Annotated in this window: 20 protein-coding genes; 14 read left to right on the top strand and 6 right to left on the bottom strand. The window is 63.5% G+C overall.

Annotation, left to right across the window (positions count from 1 at the left end):
- The first annotated feature begins 5 nt into the window (after positions 1-5).
- Positions 6-929 (top strand): thioredoxin, encoded by a 924-nt coding sequence (trxA, locus tag AC0L30_RS32770; RefSeq protein ID WP_007598659.1) that lies wholly within the window; start codon positions 6-8, stop codon positions 927-929.
- A 31-nt stretch (positions 930-960) separates the two neighbouring features.
- A complete protein-coding gene (locus AC0L30_RS32765; protein ID WP_007598658.1) occupies positions 961-1,638 on the top strand; it encodes an LON peptidase substrate-binding domain-containing protein in 678 nt (225 codons plus the stop codon).
- Between the two features lie 12 nt (positions 1,639-1,650).
- Here the strand turns inward: AC0L30_RS32765 and AC0L30_RS32760 are convergent, their stop codons facing one another.
- From AC0L30_RS32760 to AC0L30_RS32745, 4 genes are all read right to left on the bottom strand, one after another.
- On the bottom strand, positions 1,651-4,152 hold the full coding sequence (locus AC0L30_RS32760; protein ID WP_473406103.1) for an EAL domain-containing protein: 2,502 nt from the start codon (positions 4,150-4,152) through the stop codon (positions 1,651-1,653).
- A 221-nt stretch (positions 4,153-4,373) separates the two neighbouring features.
- Positions 4,374-4,988 carry a cytochrome b/b6 domain-containing protein gene (locus tag AC0L30_RS32755; protein ID WP_376707491.1) on the bottom strand — a complete coding sequence of 205 codons (615 nt, stop codon included), beginning with the start codon at positions 4,986-4,988 and terminating at the stop codon, positions 4,374-4,376.
- 42 nt (positions 4,989-5,030) lie between these two features.
- Complete coding sequence (locus tag AC0L30_RS32750; protein WP_354168419.1) at positions 5,031-5,309, bottom strand: PepSY domain-containing protein; 279 nt, start codon at positions 5,307-5,309, stop codon at positions 5,031-5,033.
- A gap of 218 nt (positions 5,310-5,527) precedes the next feature.
- Positions 5,528-5,878: a hypothetical protein gene (locus tag AC0L30_RS32745; protein WP_473406102.1), complete on the bottom strand. Its 351-nt coding sequence runs from the start codon at positions 5,876-5,878 to the stop codon at positions 5,528-5,530.
- A 107-nt stretch (positions 5,879-5,985) separates the two neighbouring features.
- On the opposite strand from AC0L30_RS32745, the gene AC0L30_RS32740 reads away from it, so the two are divergent.
- Positions 5,986-6,516, top strand: a complete 531-nt coding sequence (locus tag AC0L30_RS32740) for a TetR/AcrR family transcriptional regulator (protein ID WP_473406101.1) — start codon at positions 5,986-5,988, stop codon at positions 6,514-6,516.
- Between the two features lie 60 nt (positions 6,517-6,576).
- Positions 6,577-6,774: a Trm112 family protein gene (locus AC0L30_RS32735; protein ID WP_007598651.1), complete on the top strand. Its 198-nt coding sequence runs from the start codon at positions 6,577-6,579 to the stop codon at positions 6,772-6,774.
- A gap of 226 nt (positions 6,775-7,000) precedes the next feature.
- Here AC0L30_RS32735 and AC0L30_RS32730 read toward each other — a convergent pair whose 3' ends face one another.
- Positions 7,001-8,221, bottom strand: a complete 1,221-nt coding sequence (locus tag AC0L30_RS32730; RefSeq protein ID WP_473406100.1) for a ubiquinone biosynthesis hydroxylase — start codon at positions 8,219-8,221, stop codon at positions 7,001-7,003.
- A gap of 149 nt (positions 8,222-8,370) precedes the next feature.
- Between AC0L30_RS32730 and tesB the strand changes: the two genes are divergently transcribed.
- Entirely contained in the window at positions 8,371-9,234 is an 864-nt protein-coding gene (gene tesB / locus AC0L30_RS32725) for an acyl-CoA thioesterase II (RefSeq protein ID WP_219681884.1), read from the top strand.
- Positions 9,235-9,274: 40 nt separating this feature from the next.
- Here the strand turns inward: tesB and AC0L30_RS32720 are convergent, their stop codons facing one another.
- Complete coding sequence (locus AC0L30_RS32720) at positions 9,275-10,165, bottom strand: DUF4339 domain-containing protein (protein ID WP_007598648.1); 891 nt, start codon at positions 10,163-10,165, stop codon at positions 9,275-9,277.
- Between the two features lie 238 nt (positions 10,166-10,403).
- On the opposite strand from AC0L30_RS32720, the gene AC0L30_RS32715 reads away from it, so the two are divergent.
- The 9 genes from AC0L30_RS32715 (at position 10,404) to AC0L30_RS32675 (ending at position 18,104) form a co-directional block, all read left to right on the top strand.
- Positions 10,404-10,742 (top strand): P-II family nitrogen regulator, encoded by a 339-nt coding sequence (locus AC0L30_RS32715; protein WP_007598647.1) that lies wholly within the window; start codon positions 10,404-10,406, stop codon positions 10,740-10,742.
- Between the two features lie 128 nt (positions 10,743-10,870).
- The gene (locus AC0L30_RS32710) at positions 10,871-12,172 is read left to right on the top strand and encodes an ammonium transporter (RefSeq protein ID WP_473406099.1); all 1,302 of its coding nucleotides are present in this window, start codon (positions 10,871-10,873) and stop codon (positions 12,170-12,172) included.
- A gap of 41 nt (positions 12,173-12,213) precedes the next feature.
- Positions 12,214-12,528, top strand: coding sequence for an ArsR/SmtB family transcription factor (locus AC0L30_RS32705; protein WP_035993871.1), 315 nt, complete (start codon positions 12,214-12,216; stop codon positions 12,526-12,528).
- Positions 12,525-12,872: an SRPBCC family protein gene (locus AC0L30_RS32700; protein ID WP_007598644.1), complete on the top strand. Its 348-nt coding sequence runs from the start codon at positions 12,525-12,527 to the stop codon at positions 12,870-12,872. The genes AC0L30_RS32705 and AC0L30_RS32700 overlap by 4 nt, the downstream gene beginning before the upstream one ends.
- 41 nt (positions 12,873-12,913) lie before the next feature.
- Positions 12,914-13,516, top strand: coding sequence for an ATP-dependent Clp protease proteolytic subunit (locus tag AC0L30_RS32695; RefSeq protein WP_473406098.1), 603 nt, complete (start codon positions 12,914-12,916; stop codon positions 13,514-13,516).
- Between the two features lie 435 nt (positions 13,517-13,951).
- A complete protein-coding gene (locus AC0L30_RS32690; protein WP_007598642.1) occupies positions 13,952-14,290 on the top strand; it encodes a P-II family nitrogen regulator in 339 nt (112 codons plus the stop codon).
- 38 nt (positions 14,291-14,328) lie between these two features.
- Entirely contained in the window at positions 14,329-15,777 is a 1,449-nt protein-coding gene (locus tag AC0L30_RS32685; protein WP_007598641.1) for an ammonium transporter, read from the top strand.
- Between the two features lie 207 nt (positions 15,778-15,984).
- Complete coding sequence (locus AC0L30_RS32680; RefSeq protein ID WP_219681886.1) at positions 15,985-17,583, top strand: caspase family protein; 1,599 nt, start codon at positions 15,985-15,987, stop codon at positions 17,581-17,583.
- A gap of 116 nt (positions 17,584-17,699) precedes the next feature.
- Positions 17,700-18,104, top strand: a complete 405-nt coding sequence (locus AC0L30_RS32675) for a GFA family protein (RefSeq protein ID WP_007598639.1) — start codon at positions 17,700-17,702, stop codon at positions 18,102-18,104.
- Positions 18,105-18,294 lie beyond the last annotated feature (190 nt).

Genomic DNA, 18,294 nt, shown 5'->3' with positions numbered 1-18,294 from the left:
ATCCCGTGACGATCATCGACCAGGGTAACGGAGCAGCGGGCCCGGCTGCCGCCGATCTGATCAAGGACACGACCACCCAGACCTTCGTGAAGGACGTCATCGAGGAATCGAAGCGCCAGCCGGTGCTGATCGACTTCTGGGCGGAGTGGTGCGGCCCCTGCAAGCAGCTCACGCCCTTGTTGGAAAAAGCGGTCAAGGCCGCCAAGGGCAAGGTCAAGCTGGTCAAGATGAACATCGACCAGCACCCGGCGATCCCGGGCCAGATGGGCATCCAGTCGATTCCGGCGGTGATCGCCTTCGTCAACGGTCAGCCGGCCGACGGCTTCATGGGTGCGGTCCCGGAGAGCCAGCTCAACGCCTTCATCGAGAAGCTGACCAAGGGCGTGACCGCGCCGGGTGAGCCGAATATCGCGGAAATCCTCCAGGAAGCCGAGGCCGTGCTCGCCGAGGGCGATGCCGCCGCGGCCGCGCAGATCTACGCGGAAGTGCTGCAGCTCGAATCGACCAACATCGCAGCCCTGGCCGGGCTCGCGAAATGCTACGCCGTCTCCGGTGCGATGGAGCAGGCCAAGCAGACGCTCGCCATGGTGCCGGAATCCAAGCGCAACGACCCGGCCGTGAAAGCCGTGCAGACCGCGATCGATCTGGCCGAGCAGGCGGAGCAGCTCGGGCCTGTCGCCGAGCTGGAACAGAAAGTCGCCGCAAACCCGCTCGATCATCAGGCCCGATTCGACCTCGCGATCGCGCTCAACGCCCAAGGCAACCGGGCAGCTGCCACCGAGCAGCTGCTCGCGATCGTCAAGCGCGACCGCAAATGGAACGACGACGGCGCCCGCAAGCAGCTGGTGCAGTTCTTCGAGGCCTGGGGCGGCACGGACGATGCAACCGTCGAGGGACGCAAGCGCTTGTCGATCATCCTGTTTTCCTGACGCGCGCTGGCAAGGCCAGGGGACCCGGCAGATGCCGATCAACATCGAATATCGCGGGCCCGCCGACCTTCCGGAGATCCTTCCGGTGTTTCCGTTGCCGGGCGCGCTGCTGCTGCCGCGCGGGCAGATGCCGCTCAACATCTTCGAGCCGCGCTACCTCGCGATGATCGACGATGCCTTCCGCGACGGCCATCGCCTGATCGGCATGATCCAGCCCGACATCGCGCATTCGCCCAAGAATTCCGACAAGCCGGCGCTGTTCCGCGTCGGCTGTGTCGGCCGCATCACCCAACTCGCCGAATCCGGCGACGGCCGCTACATCCTCGAGCTCACCGGTGTCTCGCGCTTCAAAGTGCTCGAGGAGCTCGAAGTGCTCACCGCCTACCGGCAGTGCAAGGTGGATTTCTTCGCCTTCGTCGACGATTTCACGCCGCGCATGGGCGAGGAGGAGGTCGATCGCGAAGCACTGCTGACGGTGCTGGCGGACTTTCTGAAGGCCAACAATCTCAAGGTCGACTGGGAGGGCGTCGAGACCGCTCCCAACGAGGCGCTCGTCAACGCGCTGGCGATGATGTCGCCCTATGGTGTGGCCGAGAAGCAGGCGATGCTGGAAGCGCCCGACCTGAAGACCCGCGCCGAGATCCTGATCGCGGTGACCGAGATGGACCTCGCCAAAAAACGCACCTCAGGCGATCCGCCGCTGCAGTGACGGCCTGAACGCTCACGCAGCGCAGATGGCTGCTCCGTCATCTCGCAGCAGCATTTTCGCGATGCTGGATGCAGGCATTGGCCGGCTGAAATAGTAGCCTTGCGTTTCGGCGCAGCCGTCTTCACGCAGGATGTCCAGCTGCTCCCTCGTTTCGACGCCTTCGGCGGTCGTGGTCTTGCTCAAGCTGACTGCGAAACGAACCACTGCTCGCGCGAGATGTTGCGCCTCTGCCCTCGCGCTGGTCAGTTCGCTGACGAAGCTGCGGTCGATCTTGATCTTGTCGAACGGGAATCTTTGCAGAAAGCTCAGAGAAGAATAGCCGGTGCCGAAATCGTCCAGGGCGATTCGCACACGGAGCTGGCGCAGCTGACCGAGGGCCTCGAATACAGCTTCGCTGTCATGCATGATCGCTGTCTCCGTAACTTCGAGCTCGAGCCTGTGCGGCGCCACACCCGAACTCGCCAGCGCGCTGACAACGACCGGCACAAGCTCCTTGCTCTTGAATTGAGCGGGAGACAGGTTGATCGCGATGCTGAGATCGACAGGCCATTTTGCGGCTTCCGCACAGGCCGTCCTAAGGACCCATTCCCCCAGCGGCACGATCAGGCCGGTCTCCTCCGCAAGCGGGATGAATTCGCCCGGCATGACCAGACCTCGCTGCGGGTGATGCCAGCGCAGCAGGGCCTCGAAGCCCCTGGTCTTACCGGTCGCGGCGTCGATGAATGGCTGGTAATAGAGCTCGAATTGACCGCCGGCAAGCGCAGCGCGCAAGTCGCGCTCCAGATTCCGTCGCGCATGCATGATCTCGTCGAGTTCCGGCTCGAAGAAACGGAATGCGCCACGTCCGCCATTCTTGGCCGAGTAGAGGGCGAGATCGGCGCTCTTCATGATCGCGTCGGGATCATTGCCGTCGCGCGGCGCGATGGCAATGCCGATGCTGGTGCCTACGGTGACCCGGTGATCGCCGAGGTCGAAGGGTTTGCAAAGCGCCTTTCTGATGTTCTCGGCGAGGGTCGCGGCCTCCACGGCCGGGCTGGTCACGTAGTCGATCACCGCGAACTCGTCCCCGCCCAGTCGGGCGATCAACGCCGTTTCCGTGGTGCATTCGCGCAAACGCGCCGCGACGGCGCGCAGCAGGGAATCGCCCGCCGGATGTCCAAGCGTGTCATTGACTTCCTTGAAGCGATCGAGGTCAAGCATGAGCACGGCAAGATCAAGACCACCATTGCGCGTAACTGCAATGGCATGCTCCATCCGCTCTCTGAGCAGCACCCGATTTGGCAGGTCGGTCAACGCATCGTGTTGCGCCATATGGGTGATTTTGGCCTCGGACCGGCGTTGCTCCGTAACATCAAGATGCGTGGCCACCCATCCGCCGCCGGGCATCGGCTGTCGCGTCACGCAGATCAACCGACCATCCGCAAACTCGTCGATCCTGCTCGAGACTGTGTCGAACGGCAATGCAGCCAGTCTCGAGATGTATTGCCCGGCAGCGCCCTCGCTCGTATCGCCCTTGAGGATGCCGTTCACAACGCGGTGCTTGACGATGTCGACGTGCGGCGTCCCCGTCTTCAGCAGTTCCGGCGGCAGCCGATAGAGCAGGGCATAGCGCTCGTTGCAGACGACGAGCCGCTTCTCCGTGTCAAACATGCAAAGGCCCTCGACCATGTTGTTGATGGCCGTGTCGAGCCTGATCTTCTGGTCCTGGATTTCCTTTTGCGAATCTTCCACCTGTTGCCTGGCAAACGAAAGCTGAGTGATAACTTCCTCGAATCGGCTGGTTCTGGTCGCAAGCCGGCGATCCGCCAGCACGCCCACAAAACTCATCCCGAGCACCGACAGGGCCACGCCCGCGATTGCCATGGCGAGGAAGCCGGGAGAAAGCGACAGTGTGTCGCTTGCCAGCGTCGGGTCTGGAACGATCTGTACCGCCCCCATAGCCGTGAAATGATGCGCCACGATGGCGAGCGTCAGCAGCAGCGCCGCAGCGAAGGTCCCCCACCTGTCCTTGCGACCCAGGGCGACCGCAAGTGCGGCGTAGCCTAGGACCATGCCGAGGGCGATCGAGATGAGCACCAGCTCCGGCGACCAGGTCACGCGACCAGGCACTTCGAGGGCCGACATGCCCAGATAGTGCATGCTCGCAATACCGCCGCCGATGATGCCGCCACCGGCAGCCGCGCGCCAGCGGCCGGGGCTGCCGACGGCAACGCCAAAACCTGCCGACGTCAGGATCATCGCTGCGGCGAGCGACAAAGCTGTCAGCGTGATGGTGTAACCGGTCGAGACGCCGGGCTCGTAGGCAAGCATTGCCACAAAATGCGTTGCCCAGATTCCATAACCGATGGCGGCGCCGGCGATCGCAATCCAGATCAGTCGCGTCCAGGCGCGCGATGCGTTCGCTCGATGAAAGATGCTGACGGCTACAATGCTTGCGGCGAAGCAAACCAGACCGGCGAGCATGACAAGCCGCCAATCGTGCTCTGCCGTGAGGCAGGTAAAAACGCGGAGCATCGAAATCGCCTCCCTCGTCAATAAGCTCGACGATTGATCCGATTGGCTTTGGTCACGTTAATTTCTTGCAATGCCCGGTTGCATGCCTATCGGGAGGTAAACCCAACCTCGACAATGGCGCCGTTTGGCGGTAGCCGGTGCGGGCGAAGGACTTAATTCTCGTGGAACCACGGGTTTAGGCGGGCCCAAGGCTCCATCCGCTTGAATTAACCCGGTGCTGCTTAGAGGTGCCCGCGGATTCGTTTGCGGCCGGTGATCATCGCGCGGATCAGGTTCTCGCGCTGGAGACGCCCCATCAACAGCACGCCCAGGACGTGCAGCACGACCAGGACGATGACCGCGTCGGATGAATAGTGGTGGGTGTCCTCGATCCACCAGACGCCGAAGAAAGTGACGGTCACCGACATCGCGCCTGATATCGTCGAGACCGCGAGCGAGACCAGCAGCGCCACCAGCATCAACGTGCCGGCGGGATTGAGCCCGATATAGCGGCCGGTGATGCCGCGGCGCAGATTCCAGAGATAGCGTGGCGCGGCCCGAAGCCTGATGCCGACCATGCGGAAGCGCGAATAGCGGCTTCCCCAAAGACCCCAGACCAGACGGAACGCAAGAAGCCCGAGCACGGTATAGCCGATGATGCGGTGAAGTCCGTCATAGACGGTGGGCGTGAACCACGCGGCCAGGACGCAAGCCGCGAGCGCCCAGTGCCAGAGCCGCAACGGGAGGTCCCAGACCGCGACTGTCCGCGAAGCGGCTCGATCCGCGGGGGTCCGGTTGGACCCCCCGCGTACTTGCGGTACCGTTTCATCGATCAAGCGAGGACCACCCTCAGGCATGACTTTGCGCAGACCATTTGCGCGCAGACCATCTCGCGCGGTCTACTTCGCAATCGTGTGCTTCAGGCTGAGATCTTCGGGGCTGTAGAACAGCTCGTAAAGCTTGCCTTCCTTGACGCCGTAAACCTCGTAGCACGAGCCTTCGATCTTTGAGCGCCGCACCTCGTAGCCGAGCGTCTTGGCCTTGGCTTCGGCTTCGCTCGCCGGCTTCCACGACGCCTTGTCGAGCTTGGTGCAGTCCTTGAAACCGTCAGCCAAGGCTGCCGATCCCATGCCAATCCCGATCGTCAATGCAACGGCAACAACACGAATAACCTTCACGAACGTCTCCTCTTCTGTCGTGGGCGCTACGCCTGAGGCGAAGCGGGACCGAAGGAAGCAAAGCACATGATGAAGTCAATGCGGTTCGCGGCCGGCTCGCTTTAGAGTTATTCTAACGATCCGAAAAAGATCAGCGCTCTCCGTATGCAGCGCGTGTTTACAGCGACGCTGCGGCCTTACGTCTCACGGTTTGATGACCGGCTAATCCGAGGCGCCGCTCAGTAGCCGGCAACCGCCATCGCGACGACGGCACTGAGCGCCATCCATCCAAAATGCCGGCCGCGCGTGGCCCATGCGTTGGCGAAAGCAGCGAAGCCGAACACGCCGGCCATGGTGACGACGATCCAGTGACGCGCCGGCTCCGATTGCATCCAGGGCGCCGCGATCAGGAGCGCACCCCCGCCGATCCAGGCGACGGTCGAGGCCTGCCAGACCAGGCGGATCAGGGTGCGGAGCCGTTCCGGCTCGATGCGGGCCCGGGCAAAGACCTTGGTCTCGCCGAGAAGGCCATGGATGAGGGCCACGGCAATGGTCACGCCCCCGGCGCACTGGAGCAAGAGATCACGCATCGTCAAGGCTCCCTGCAAATTTCGTCCATACAGTTGTGTATGGTGAGATAGGCGCTGGCCTGCCGGCTGTCAATACACTAGTGTATGGTCCGAATCCGGAACCCGATATGGCCGAACAGCTCACCGCCGACGATTGGATCAAGCAGGGCCTGAAGGCGCTAGCGAGAGACGGCTTCACCGCGCTGAAGGCCGATCCGCTGGCGAAAGCCATGGGGGTCTCGCGCGGCAGCTTCTATTGGCATTTTGCCGATCTCGGCGCGTTCCATGCTGCACTTTTGAAGCGCTGGCGCGAGATCGCGGCCGAGCAGATCATCGCCGACGTCGAGGCGGACAGCGGCGAGCCGCTGAAAGCGCTGCTGCGCAGGACTTTTGGCGCGCGGCTCGACCTCGAGCGCGCGGTGCGGAACTGGGCGGCTTTCGATGCGGCGGCACAGACGGCGGTGCGTGCCATCGACCGGCGCAGGCTCGACTATATCGAAGAACTGCTGAGGAAGCGCGGGTTCGAGGCGGCGACGGCGCGAGCCCGCGCGCAAATCCTGTACTGGACTTTTCTCGGCTTCGCCCTGTCGGGCCCGCCATCGCCGGCCGCGCGGCTCGAGGGCCTGCTCGACGAGATTCTGCGGATGGTTTCGGCTTGAGCGACGCGATGGGCTGCTACGATTTTTTATGCTAGAGGCAACCGACCGCCGGAGACCCCCATGAACGCGCCTACCGAACGCCCCGAAGCCAGCGTCGATCCCAAATTGCTGGAGATTTTGGTCTGCCCGCTGACCAAGGGCCCGCTGGAGTTCGATTCTGCAAAGCAGGAGCTGATCTCGCGCAGCGCCAAGCTCGCCTATCCGATCCGCGACGGCATTCCGATCATGCTGCCGGAAGAGGCTCGCAAGATCGATTGAGAGACTTGTGGCCCGTTGGTCGTTTGGCGCGATGACCGCGCCACACCCCTTGTGTCGTCCTGGCCTAGTGCGCAATTGCGCACGGGGGCCGGGACCCATAACCACCGAATTGGGTTGTTGCGCGAGCTGGTCACTCCGAGTCTTCGCAAAACTATTGCTGCGGCGTATGGGTCGTCCCGGATCTGTGCGCGCTTGAGGCGCGCTTGTCCGGGACGACAGGAAAAAACTACAGCGCCTCGCCCTTCAGCAACCGCGGTATCTCACCGGTCAGACCCGCGGCCTGGCGGATGAACAGGTTCTTCAGCGGCGGGGCGCGGTCGACGAGGCCGAGGCCGATGTCGCGCACCGTGCGCAACAGCGTCGACTGGTTGGAGAACAGGAAGTTCAGCGAGTTGGTGGCAACGCCCATGGCCATCGTGTCGAAGCGGCGCCAGCGCTGGTAACATTCGAGCACGTCGGCGGCGCCGATATCCATGCCGAGCCGCGCGGCATCGACCACGACCTCGGCCAGTGCGGCGACGTCCTTCAGTCCCATGTTGAGACCCTGGCCCGCGATGGGGTGGATGACGTGGGCGGAATCGCCGACAAGCGCGAGGCGCTGGGCAATGAAGGAGCGTGCGACGAAATAGGACAGCGGAAACGCGCGCGGCTTGTCGAGCGCCTTCACCTCGCCGAGATGCAGGCCGAAGCGCTGCTCGAGCTCGCCGTGAAATTCCTCATCGCTCAACGCAATGATACGCGCGGCTTCGCTGCGGCGCTCGGTCCAGACCAGCGAGGAGCGCTTGCCCGAAAGCGGCAGGATCGCGAACGGACCCGCCGGCAGAAAATGCTCTTCGGCGCGGCCTTCATGATCGCGATCATGGCCGACGGTGACGACGATGCCGGATTGATCGTATTCCCAGCCATGGGTGGCGATGCCGGCGCGCTCGCGCAGTTTCGACTTCGCGCCGTCGGCCGCAACCAGGAGGCTCGCCGCAATGACGCTGCCGTCGCCGAGCGTCACATCGATGCCCTCGGCTCGCGCGTCGTAAGACGACACGGTGGTCGCGCGGAGATCAATGCCCTCGGCCTCGGCGCGGACCACCAGCGCATCGATCAGGCGGCGGTTCTCGACCATATGCGCGAAGGGCTCGCCCGGCGCGACATCGCCGGCAAAGTTGAGGAACGCCGGACGGGTGGCGTCTTCCAGCTTGGAATCGGTGACGACCATGTCGAGGATGGGCTGCGCCTCGCCCCTGACGTCATCCCAGGCGCCGATCGCCTCGAACAGGCGGCGGCAGGCGGCCACGATCGCGGTGGCGCGCGGGTCGCGGCTGGGACGTGTCCCGAGCGCGGGGTCGGCGACGATGACGGGGATCTCGGGGCCGAGCCCCTGGCGCAGCGCCAGCGCCAGCGCCAGGCCCGCAAACGCGCCGCCACCGATGACAATGCTACCCTGTACCGACATACCCAATTCCCGGCTAAGTCTTCGCGTTTTCTTGGCCTTGCTAGCAGACTTGAGGTGGGCGAAACAGTGCGGTGAAACAAGGGCGGAAAGCCCCCATTGTGTCATTCCGGAGCACCGAAGCCGGGGCGGCAAGGCGAAAGCTGAATTCCATGTCCAAGAGCCTGATCGACCTCATCTCGATCCTCGACCTCGAACAGCTCGAGGTGAATCTGTTCCGCGGCAACAGTCCGAAGACCAGCTGGCAACGGGTGTTCGGCGGCCAGGTGATCGGGCAGGCGATGGTTGCAGCGTGCCGCACCGTCGAGGGCAGGCTGCCGCATTCGCTGCATTGCTATTTCGTCCTGCCGGGCGATCCGCAGATCCCGATCATCTACCAGGTCGAGCGCCTGCGCGACGGCAAGAGCTACTCGACGCGACGCGTCACCGCGATTCAGCACGGCAACGCGATCTTCTCGATCATGGTGTCGTTCCATGCCGAGGAAGAGAGCGCGTTCGATCACCAGGACAAGATGCCCGACGTGCCGCGGCCGGAAAAGCTGACGGCGGAGGAGGTGGCGAAGCAGCCGATGTTCAAGGAAATGCCGGAGTTCATCCGCCGCTATTATGAATCCGATCGTCCGATCGAGCTGCGCCCGGTCGAACTCGGCCGTTATTTCGGCCAAAAGATCGAGGACGGCCGCATCCATGTCTGGATCAAGACCGCGGCGACGCTGCCGGACGATCCGGCGCTGCACATGTGCGCGCTGGCCTACGCGTCCGACTTCTCGCTGCTGGATGCGATCATGGCGCGCTACGGCCGCACCCTGTTCGACAAGCGCATGATGCCGGCGAGCCTCGACCACGCGATGTGGTTTCACCGCCCGTTCCGCGCCGACGAATGGCTGCTCTACGCACAGGATTCGCCAAGCGCCCGAAGCGGCCGCGGCTTGACCCGCGGCTCGATCTTCAAGCCCGACGGCACGCTGGTGGCTTCCGTCGCGCAAGAAGGCTCGGTGCGCGAACGGAAAGCCTGAGAGGCATAAGCACGATCGATCGCGCTTATGCCTCTCGAGGTCAGGTCCGGAGCGATCCTCGCGGAGCCAGGACGGTCTCCGACGCGAACCAGTTCATGATCCAGCGATACACCCACGGGATCGGGATGATGAAGCCGCAAAGGAATGCAGCCACGATGCCCCGCCAGAGAATCCCGAGACCGCTGCCGTTGAAGACGATCTCGCGCCGCGTGCCTTCGATGCTGCGGCAGAACCAGCGCATTTGAGCCGCGGCGACCCAGGCCCAGCCGATGATGGTGATGATGGAGATCGCAAACAGCAGGCTCCAGCCGACATAGGCCCAGACCGTGCCGGTGAAGCTCAGGCCGAGCGGCTGCCCGTTGGAGGCGAGGTTCGCGACCATCCATTTGATCAGGAGCCAGTAGAGAACGATCTGGGCGATGAACAGCAAATTGCTCAGCAAGGGGACGCCGATCAACCCGATCACGATCGCCAGAACGATGAAGCCGAAATACCAGGGCACCAGCGCCATCGCATTGCCGGTGAAGCTGAGATTGGGCCGTCCGGGGACCTTCACGCAGGACACGATCCATTTCGTGTACCAGACGAACACCCACGGCACCGGGATGATGAAGCACATGCCGATCAGCATCACGATGCTGCGCCAGGTGAACTCGAGGATGCCGAAATCGACCGCCAGCGATCCTCCGCCGCCACCGCCGCCGTAGCCTCCGGAGCCCATCATCGGCGGGCCGCCAGCCGGCATCATCGGGGGCGCACCGCCGCCGCTGATCAGGCCAGGGATTTCGGCCGCCTTCTGCCAGCCGGCCATGCCCTCCGACCACACCAGCGTATCGGGGCGCACGACTCCCTGGGCGACGAGGTCGCGGAATTGCCCTTCCTGGTAGGGCCCCTGCTGCTTGCCCTCGGATGCGTAGAACCAACTCGCCATGAAGCGTCCCCCTCAAACATAGTTTTGTACCGGCCGCGACGCTTGGGTTCATCGCATCCATGCCAAAAACGCATTGTGGAGGATGAACGGCTGCCCTGTACAGAGGCGGCCGTTCACATAGCCCAACGATTTTCCGCTTCAATCTGCAACTTTTTTATGCCATTTGCCCGGAAAGATGCCAGATTGACGCAGCGCCGGGGACATACGGCGCGGCGCATCCCGGGGAATAGGCCTGACCATGAAACTCGTCGTCGCGATCATCAAACCCTTCAAGCTCGATGAAGTCCGCCAGGCACTGACGGCGATCGGCGTCCACGGCATGACCGTGACCGAAGTGAAGGGCTATGGCCGCCAAAAGGGCCACACCGAGATCTATCGCGGCGCTGAGTACGTGGTGAATTTCCTGCCGAAGCTGCGGATCGAGATCGCGGTCGCCTCCGATATCGCCGAGAAGGCGGTCGCCGTCATCACCGCGACCGCGCGCACCGGCCAGATCGGTGACGGCAAGATCTTCGTCACGCCGATTGATCACGCGACCCGCATTCGCACCGGCGAGACCGACAGCGACGCGCTCTAGATTCTTGTTTTGACGCGTTTTCCGTGCGCGAACCGGTATCCACTTCGCTCGAAAACGCTCTTCTTCTTCGATCGCACCGGGCAACGGCGCCACGGCGTGCGACGCAATCAATAGCTGGGGGAAACGACATGGCGGGATTGTTGCGCCGCGCGGCTGCTATTGCCGCGCCGATCGGGCTTGTGTCGATCATGGCTTCGCCGGCGCGCGCCGCGGGCTCAGAGATCAACACCGCCGACACCGCCTGGATGATTGTCGCCACCGCATTGGTGCTGATGATGACGATCCCGGGGCTCGCGCTGTTCTATTCCGGCATGGTGCGCAAGAAGAACGTGCTCGCCACCATGGCGCAGAGCCTCGCCGCGGTGACGATCATCTCCATTCTCTGGGTCGCCTTCGGCTATTCGCTGTGCTTCGTCGGCGACGGCCCATGGATCGGCACGCTCGACCGCTGGTTCCTCGCCGGCATGACCATGGACAGCGTCAACCCGGCGGCGAAGACGATCCCGGAAGCGCTGTTCATGCTGTACCAGATGACGTTTGCGATCATCACGGTGGCGCTGGTCGCGGGCGCGGTCGCCGACCGGATGCGTTTCTCCGCTTATCTGCTGTTCTCAGTGGCCTGGTTCATCTTCGTCTACATTCCGCTGGCGCACTGGGTGTGGGGCGGCGGCTTCCTCGCGAGCATGGGCGTGCTGGATTTCGCCGGCGGCCTCGTGGTGCATCTGTCGGCCGGCACCGCCGGCCTCGTCGCGGCGAAGGTGATGGGACGCCGTCACGGCTACGGCACCGAAAATCTCTCGCCGTTCGATCTGTCGCTCGCGGTGATGGGCACCGGCCTGTTGTGGGTCGGCTGGTTCGGCTTCAACGGCGGCTCGGCCGGCGCAGCCAATTCGCGCGCGGTGCTGGCGATCATCGCGACCCATCTCGCAGCCTGCTCCGGCGCGCTGACCTGGGCCGCGATCGAATGGTCGACGCGGCGCAAGCCGTCCGTGCTCGGCATGATCTCCGGCGCGGTGGCCGGCCTCGGCACCATCACGCCGGCCTCGGGATTCGTGGCGCCCTGGCACGGTATCGTCATCGGCGTGATCGCAGGCCTCGTCTGCTACTGGGCCTGCACCTGGCTGAAGCACCGGTTCGACTATGACGATTCGCTCGACGTGTTCGGCGTCCACGGCATCGGCGGGCTGACCGGCACCCTGCTGGCCGGCGTGTTCGCAACCAGCGCGATCGGCGGCACCGCCGGCCTGCTCGAAGGCCATCCGCAGCAGCTTCTGATCCAGCTGTATGGGGTCGCCGTCACCTTCGTCTGGTCGGCAGGCGTGAGCTTCGTCCTGCTCAAGCTGGTCAGCCTGTTCGTGCCGTTGCGCGTCTCCCGTGAGCACGAGCTCGAAGGGCTAGATATTTCGCAGCACGGCGAAGCGCTGCAGTAATTGGGCTTGCGCAACACATAAGCACGTGCTTATGTGTTGCCATGATCGAAGCTGACATCTTCAAGGCGCTGGCCGACCCGACCCGCCGCAAGGTCTTTGAGAAGCTTGCCGGCGGAAGCCTGAATGCGAGCGCTTTGCGCGACGGATTAGAGATCAGCCAACCGGCGATGTCGCAGCATCTTGCGGTGCTGCGCGGGGCGGGCCTGGTGCGCGAACAGCGGCAGGGCCGCTTTGTGAATTACGAAGTCGATCCCGAAGGAATTCTCGCCATCGGGACCTGGCTTGCGCGCTACCGCGCCTATTGGCCGAAACGCATGGATGCCCTCGCCGATCTCTTGAAGGAGATGGATCAATGAGCGACGCCGCGAAGCCTGATCCCTCCGACGCAGCTCTCGTCCTCGAATATGAATTCGATGCGCCGCCGGCCAAGGTCTGGCGCGCGGTGACCATTCCGGCGTTGCGCGAGCGCTGGCTGCCGGATTGCGACCTTGCGGGCGCCGAGCCGGAATCATCAATCCCAGGCCAGGAGGTGCGCTACCGGCTTCGCGATTCCGAACCGCCGTTTCGCGAAAGCCATGTCATCTTCCGGATCGAACCGAACGAGGATGGCGGCACCCGCTTCCGCATCATCCAGCAAACCTGCATGAAGCTGCCGCAGCCGGCCAACAGCAATGGCTGCCTGATGCGCGCGGCCGCCTAACACCAACACCACTTCACCACCCGCAGACATGGAGGTCGCCGATGCGCGACATGCTTCAGCTCGTCCCTATGGTCGTCGAACAATCCGCCCGCGGCGAACGATCCTTCGACATCTATTCGCGCCTGCTGCGCGAGCGCATCATCTTCCTCAACGGCGAGGTCAATGATGCGATGTCGGGCCTCGTCTGCGCGCAGCTCTTGTTCCTGGAGGCGGAGAATCCGAACAAGCCGATCGATCTCTACATCAATTCCTATGGCGGCGTGGTCACCGCTGGCCTTGCGATGTACGACACCATGCAATTCATCAAGGCGCCGGTGCATACGCTGTGCATGGGCACCGCGCGCTCGATGGGCTCGTTCCTGCTGATGGCCGGCGAGCCCGGTCACCGCGCCGCCCTGCCCAATGCGAGCCTTCACGTGCATCAGCCGCTCGGCGGCTTTCAGGGCCAGGCGTCCGACATCCTGATCCATGCCACCGAGATGCAGGAAACCAAGCGGCGCATCATCCGGCTCTATGCCCAGCATTGCGGGCGCCCCGAACCGGACGTGGAACGGACCCTGGACCGCGACCACTTCATGACCGCGCAGCAGGCGGTCGACTGGGGGCTGATCGACCGGGTGTTCACGGAACGCAGCGCCGCCTGACGGTCTCTGCCTGCAACCGTCCGGCGAGCCTCGCCCCGCTTAAGCTGTTTGGCCGGTTACGCGCATTCCGTGAGCACAAGCGCGAGGGGTCCGATATTTCGCCGCACGACAAGCCCTGCAACAGGCGTCCGCCTTACGAAAATACCGTTCTGCTGCCCGACGCATGAGCATCAATGTGTCGGCAGCTTGACGTGCCTTTATTTTAATCAGGCATGGTCAGGTATTGAGCGCGGCGTAATAGCGCACCGCACCGCAATACGCGTCAAACGCGAAAACACCCGTTTTCATAGTCCGTTAGCCAACACGCCCGATCTGGCACGGCATTTGATTCTAGGGGTCCTGGCTGTGCCCGCGTAGTGAACTTTCTCCCTCGTGGCGAACCAGTCGAGAAACGCCCGGCCACGTCCGGACCGGGCCCAAGCGGGGATAGGACCCATGAAAATTGTTATGGCGATTATTAAGCCATTCAAGCTGGAAGAAGTCCGTGACGCCCTGACCGCCATCGGCGTTCACGGTCTCACGGTGACGGAAGTCAAGGGATATGGCCGCCAGAAGGGCCATACGGAAATCTATCGCGGCGCCGAATATGCCGTGAGCTTCCTGCCCAAGATCAAGATCGAGGTCGCTGTCGCCTCCGACCAGGTCGACAAGACCATCGACGCCATCACGACCGCCGCAAAAACCGGTCAGATCGGCGACGGCAAGATCTTCGTCATCAATCTCGACCATGCGGTTCGTATCCGCACCGGCGAGGCCGATGCTGCGGCCCTTTGATTTCGCGCTCAATCAAAATTCAATCAGGAGTAAATGAAATGACGTTTAAGCGTCCCTATGGCGCGGGATTGGCGGCTCTCGCAGTCGGCCTGTTCGCTGCGACCGCAGCCTATGCCGAGCCAACGGTCAACAAGGGAGACAACGCCTGGATGCTGACATCGACAGTGCTCGTGCTGTTGATGACGATTCCCGGCCTCGCGCTGTTCTACGGCGGCCTCGTCCGCTCCAAGAACATGCTCTCGGTCCTGATGCAGGTGTTCTACACCGTCTGCGTCGTCACCGTGATCTGGGCCGTGTACGGCTACAGCCTCACCTTCACCGGCGGCTCGGACTTCATCGGCGGCTTCTCCAAGGCCTTCATGATGGGCGTCACCACCGACTCGAAGGCTGCGACCTTCTCGGTCGACGCCAACATCTCGGAGCTCATCTATATGTGCTTCCAGATGACCTTCGCGGCGATCACGCCCGCCCTCATCGTCGGCGCCTTTGCCGAGCGCATGAAGTTCGCGGCGATTGCGCTCTTCATCCCGCTCTGGGTCACGCTGATCTACTTCCCAATCGCGCACATGGTCTGGTATTGGCCCGGCCCGGACATGATCCAGGACGCTGCCAAGGCTCTGGCTGCTGCGGCTGATGGCGCGGCGAAGACCGCGGCGCAGGCCAAGCTCGACGAGATCAACGCCGACGCAGGCTGGATCTTCAAGAAGGGCGCGATCGACTTCGCGGGCGGCACCGTGGTGCACATCAACGCCGGCATCGCAGGCCTCGTCGGCGCCCTGCTGATCGGCAAGCGCGTCGGTTACGGCAAGGAGCTGATGGCTCCGCACTCGCTGACCATGTCGATGATCGGCGCCTCGCTGCTCTGGGTCGGCTGGTTCGGCTTCAACGCCGGCTCCAACCTCGAAGCCAATGGCGGCGCAGCGCTTGCCATGACCAACTCCTTCGTCGCCACCGCAGCCGCCGCGCTGTCGTGGATGTTCGCGGAGTGGATCATCAAGGGTCACCCGTCCGTGCTCGGCGTCATCTCCGGCGCTGTCGCGGGCCTCGTGGCCGTCACGCCTGCCGCCGGCTTCTCCGGCGTGATGGGTGCGATCGTCCTCGGCCTCGTGGTCGGCGTGGTCTGCCTGTTCTTCTGCACCGTCGTGAAGAACGCGCTCGGCTACGATGACTCCCTCGATGTGTTCGGCGTGCACTGCGTCGGCGGCATCATCGGCGCCCTCGGCACCGGCATCCTCGTCAATCCGGCGTTGGGTGGTGCGGGCATCATCGACTACACCGCGATCCCGCCGAAGGTTGCCGATTACGACTTCGCAGCGCAGATGATCTCCCAGGTCTGGGGCGTCGGCACCACGCTGGTGTGGTCGGGTATCGGTTCGGCGATCCTCTACAAGGTCGTCGATGTGATCGTTGGCCTCCGCGCCAATGTCGAGAGCGAGCGTGAAGGCCTCGACATCACCGAGCACACCGAGCGCGCCTACAACATGTAAGTCTCCTCCCGGGCGCGGCCTCCTCGGAGGTCGCGCTCACAACTACGGTTTGGGGCACATACCCGGCAATGTCCCGGCCGTTGAGGGGCTCCAGCGCAAGTTGGAGCCCCTTTCTTTTTGGACCCGAGCACCGCTGGGCCGTCATAAGTTAAATTGCATTGCTGCGAGCTTGTTGAATATCATGCTCCCCATTTGGAGCAGGATTTCATGCGTCTGCCCTATTGCCTGGTCTGGTGCTTCCTGTTGCTCGCTTTGTCGAGCCTCGATGCCCGTGCGGACAAGCGCGTCGCGCTGGTGATTGGCAACGGCGCCTACCGAAACGTTCCCACGCTCGCCAATCCGACCAATGATGCGGCCGATGTCGGCGCGGCCCTCAAGCGATCGGGGTTCGATCCTCTGGTCGCGACCGACCTCGACCAGTCCGCCATGCAGGACACCATTCTTCGCTTCGCGCGTGAGGCTCGCGGCGCCGATGTCGCCCTGTTCTACTACAGCGGGCACGCGCTCCAGTTCGCCGGCGTCAACTATCTGGTGCCTGTCGATGCCGTCGTTCGCGACGAGGTCGATCTGCGCCGCCTGGTACGCGCCGACGAGATCCTGGCGGATCTCCAGCAGGCGAAGAACCTGCGCATCCTCGTGCTCGACGCCTGCCGCGACAATCCATTTGCCGACGAGTTGCGGCGAAACGTCGGACAGGGCCGTGGCGTCACCGTCTCTCGCGGCCTCGCCAAGATGGAAAGTCCCGAGGGCACCATCATTTCCTACGCGACACAGGCCGGCCGGACTGCCGACGACGGCAGCGGCCGCAACAGCCCCTATACCAGCGCGTTCCTGGAGCACATCGGCGACAAGGGCAACGTCAACACGGTATTTCAGACGATCAGCGCCGGCGTCTACCAGCGCTCCAAAGGCTTGCAAGTGCCGGAGCTGTCGCTGTCGTTCTTCGGCGAGTTCTACCTCAACGGCAAGCCCGAAACGGCGGCGTTGTCTCCTGCGACGCCTCAGGTCGATCCCTGCGCGGAGGCCAGCGACCATTGGCGTAGCGCGGAAGCGCTGGGAACGCTCGCGGCGTTCAAGGATCACCTCGCACGCTTCCCAGCGTGCGCGTTCGCAGATTTGGCGAAATCACGCATCGAGACTTTGGCGAAACCATCAGACGCCGCCAAGCGCGTAACCGCGTTCGATGGAACCTGGATCGCGAAGGAAACTTGCGAGAACAAGCCCCCGTTTCCCGAGGCCTATTTCCAGTATGCGCTGCGCGTCAAGGATGGCGTGCTGCACACTCTCTCCGGGGAAGAGGGCAAGCCCGGTGCCACAATCTATGACGGGAAGATTGAAGCGGACGGCAGCGCGACTGTCACCGTCAACGGGCTGATTGGCGAAAAGGATCCGCTTCGCCGCACCGCCGGCGCGCCCTATCAGTACAAGCTGGCACTCGAGCTGAAAGAAACCACCGGCGCCGGCGTCCGCACCGAGACCGGCCGACCGTGTCGGATGGAGCTCTCCAAGCTGACGACACCGAGCCCCGCTGCAAGTCCGGGCCAACCTGATTCGAAGCGGCCGACCAAGCGCGACGACAAGAGGGCCGTGCTGCCGCCAGATCAGGCCGGAGCAGGGCAACCACGGCAGACCGGAAGCGGCATGAGCTGTTCGTTCATGCGAAGCAGGTGCGCCACGGCGTGCGTCAGTATGGGCGGCCGCGCGGATTGCGCTTCAACCGCTTGTCCACGGCTGGAAGCCGAGTGCATGAGCAGCGGTTGCTGGCGCGGCCGGGGATTCAACGGCTGCGGGCTTGCCAAGCGATAGATGCACGAACCGGCTGCGGATGGTCTGCCTTTGTCCGCTCGCAAAGAAAAAGATTGCCATTCCGCACCGCTGGCGCAGAAATATCGACCACAAGAAACAACAAAAGGGAGGTCGTCATGCGTTTGGAAGGCGGATGCTATTGCGGCGAAGTGCGCTATGTCGCCGAGGGCGACCCAATGATGCAGGCGCAGTGTCATTGCCGCGAGTGCCAGTACATCTCGGGCGGCGCGCCCAACACCTTCATCGCGATGCCGGCGGCCGGCTTCAGCTACATCGCCGGGCAGCCCAAGCAGTTCACCCGCAAGGACCTCGAGCGCGCCGTCACGCGCGAATTCTGCGCCGAATGCGGCACCCATCTGGTGACCAAGGTTCCGGGACTGCCGGCTGCGATCCTGAAGGTCGGCACGCTGGACGAGCCTGCGCAGTTCCATCCGCAGATGGCGATCTACACCTGCGACAAGCAGGACTTCCATGCGATCCCCGCGGGCATGGCGACATTCGAGAAGCTGCCGGCGCACTAGAGCCGCAATGACGGCGCGCTCCCTCCCCCGCATGCGGGGGAGGGCTGGGGAGAGGGTGCCTCAACATCGGGACAGTCCCTGTTTGGAGAGAACCCTCACCCACGCCTCCGGCGCGACCTCTCCCGCAAGCGAGGGCTTTGCGTAAATCGCGAATCTGCGATTCTCTAAGAGACATCTGAAGAGGATCTGG

The sequence above is a fragment of the Bradyrhizobium sp. MI1.11 genome, from assembly GCF_055811255.1.
This window is presented reverse-complemented; position numbering and strand designations above follow the sequence as displayed.

What these genes read in the sequence shown, in the direction of transcription:
- AC0L30_RS32765 (WP_007598658.1), top strand. Translation starts at nt 961, where the DNA reads ATGCCGATCAACATCGAATATCGCGGGCCCGCCGACCTTCCGGAGATC.
- AC0L30_RS32690 (WP_007598642.1), top strand. Translation starts at nt 13,952, where the DNA reads ATGAAAATTGTTATGGCGATTATTAAGCCATTCAAGCTGGAAGAAGTC.
- AC0L30_RS32710 (WP_473406099.1), top strand. Translation starts at nt 10,871, where the DNA reads ATGGCGGGATTGTTGCGCCGCGCGGCTGCTATTGCCGCGCCGATCGGG.
- AC0L30_RS32680 (WP_219681886.1), top strand. Translation starts at nt 15,985, where the DNA reads ATGCGTCTGCCCTATTGCCTGGTCTGGTGCTTCCTGTTGCTCGCTTTG.
- AC0L30_RS32715 (WP_007598647.1), top strand. Translation starts at nt 10,404, where the DNA reads ATGAAACTCGTCGTCGCGATCATCAAACCCTTCAAGCTCGATGAAGTC.
- tesB (WP_219681884.1), top strand. Translation starts at nt 8,371, where the DNA reads ATGTCCAAGAGCCTGATCGACCTCATCTCGATCCTCGACCTCGAACAG.
- AC0L30_RS32755 (WP_376707491.1), bottom strand. Translation starts at nt 4,988, where the DNA reads ATGCCTGAGGGTGGTCCTCGCTTGATCGATGAAACGGTACCGCAAGTA.
- AC0L30_RS32735 (WP_007598651.1), top strand. Translation starts at nt 6,577, where the DNA reads ATGAACGCGCCTACCGAACGCCCCGAAGCCAGCGTCGATCCCAAATTG.
- AC0L30_RS32685 (WP_007598641.1), top strand. Translation starts at nt 14,329, where the DNA reads ATGACGTTTAAGCGTCCCTATGGCGCGGGATTGGCGGCTCTCGCAGTC.
- AC0L30_RS32675 (WP_007598639.1), top strand. Translation starts at nt 17,700, where the DNA reads ATGCGTTTGGAAGGCGGATGCTATTGCGGCGAAGTGCGCTATGTCGCC.
- AC0L30_RS32760 (WP_473406103.1), bottom strand. Translation starts at nt 4,152, where the DNA reads ATGCTCCGCGTTTTTACCTGCCTCACGGCAGAGCACGATTGGCGGCTT.
- AC0L30_RS32730 (WP_473406100.1), bottom strand. Translation starts at nt 8,221, where the DNA reads ATGTCGGTACAGGGTAGCATTGTCATCGGTGGCGGCGCGTTTGCGGGC.
- AC0L30_RS32740 (WP_473406101.1), top strand. Translation starts at nt 5,986, where the DNA reads ATGGCCGAACAGCTCACCGCCGACGATTGGATCAAGCAGGGCCTGAAG.
- AC0L30_RS32700 (WP_007598644.1), top strand. Translation starts at nt 12,525, where the DNA reads ATGAGCGACGCCGCGAAGCCTGATCCCTCCGACGCAGCTCTCGTCCTC.
- AC0L30_RS32720 (WP_007598648.1), bottom strand. Translation starts at nt 10,165, where the DNA reads ATGGCGAGTTGGTTCTACGCATCCGAGGGCAAGCAGCAGGGGCCCTAC.
- AC0L30_RS32705 (WP_035993871.1), top strand. Translation starts at nt 12,214, where the DNA reads ATGATCGAAGCTGACATCTTCAAGGCGCTGGCCGACCCGACCCGCCGC.
- AC0L30_RS32695 (WP_473406098.1), top strand. Translation starts at nt 12,914, where the DNA reads ATGCGCGACATGCTTCAGCTCGTCCCTATGGTCGTCGAACAATCCGCC.
- AC0L30_RS32745 (WP_473406102.1), bottom strand. Translation starts at nt 5,878, where the DNA reads ATGCGTGATCTCTTGCTCCAGTGCGCCGGGGGCGTGACCATTGCCGTG.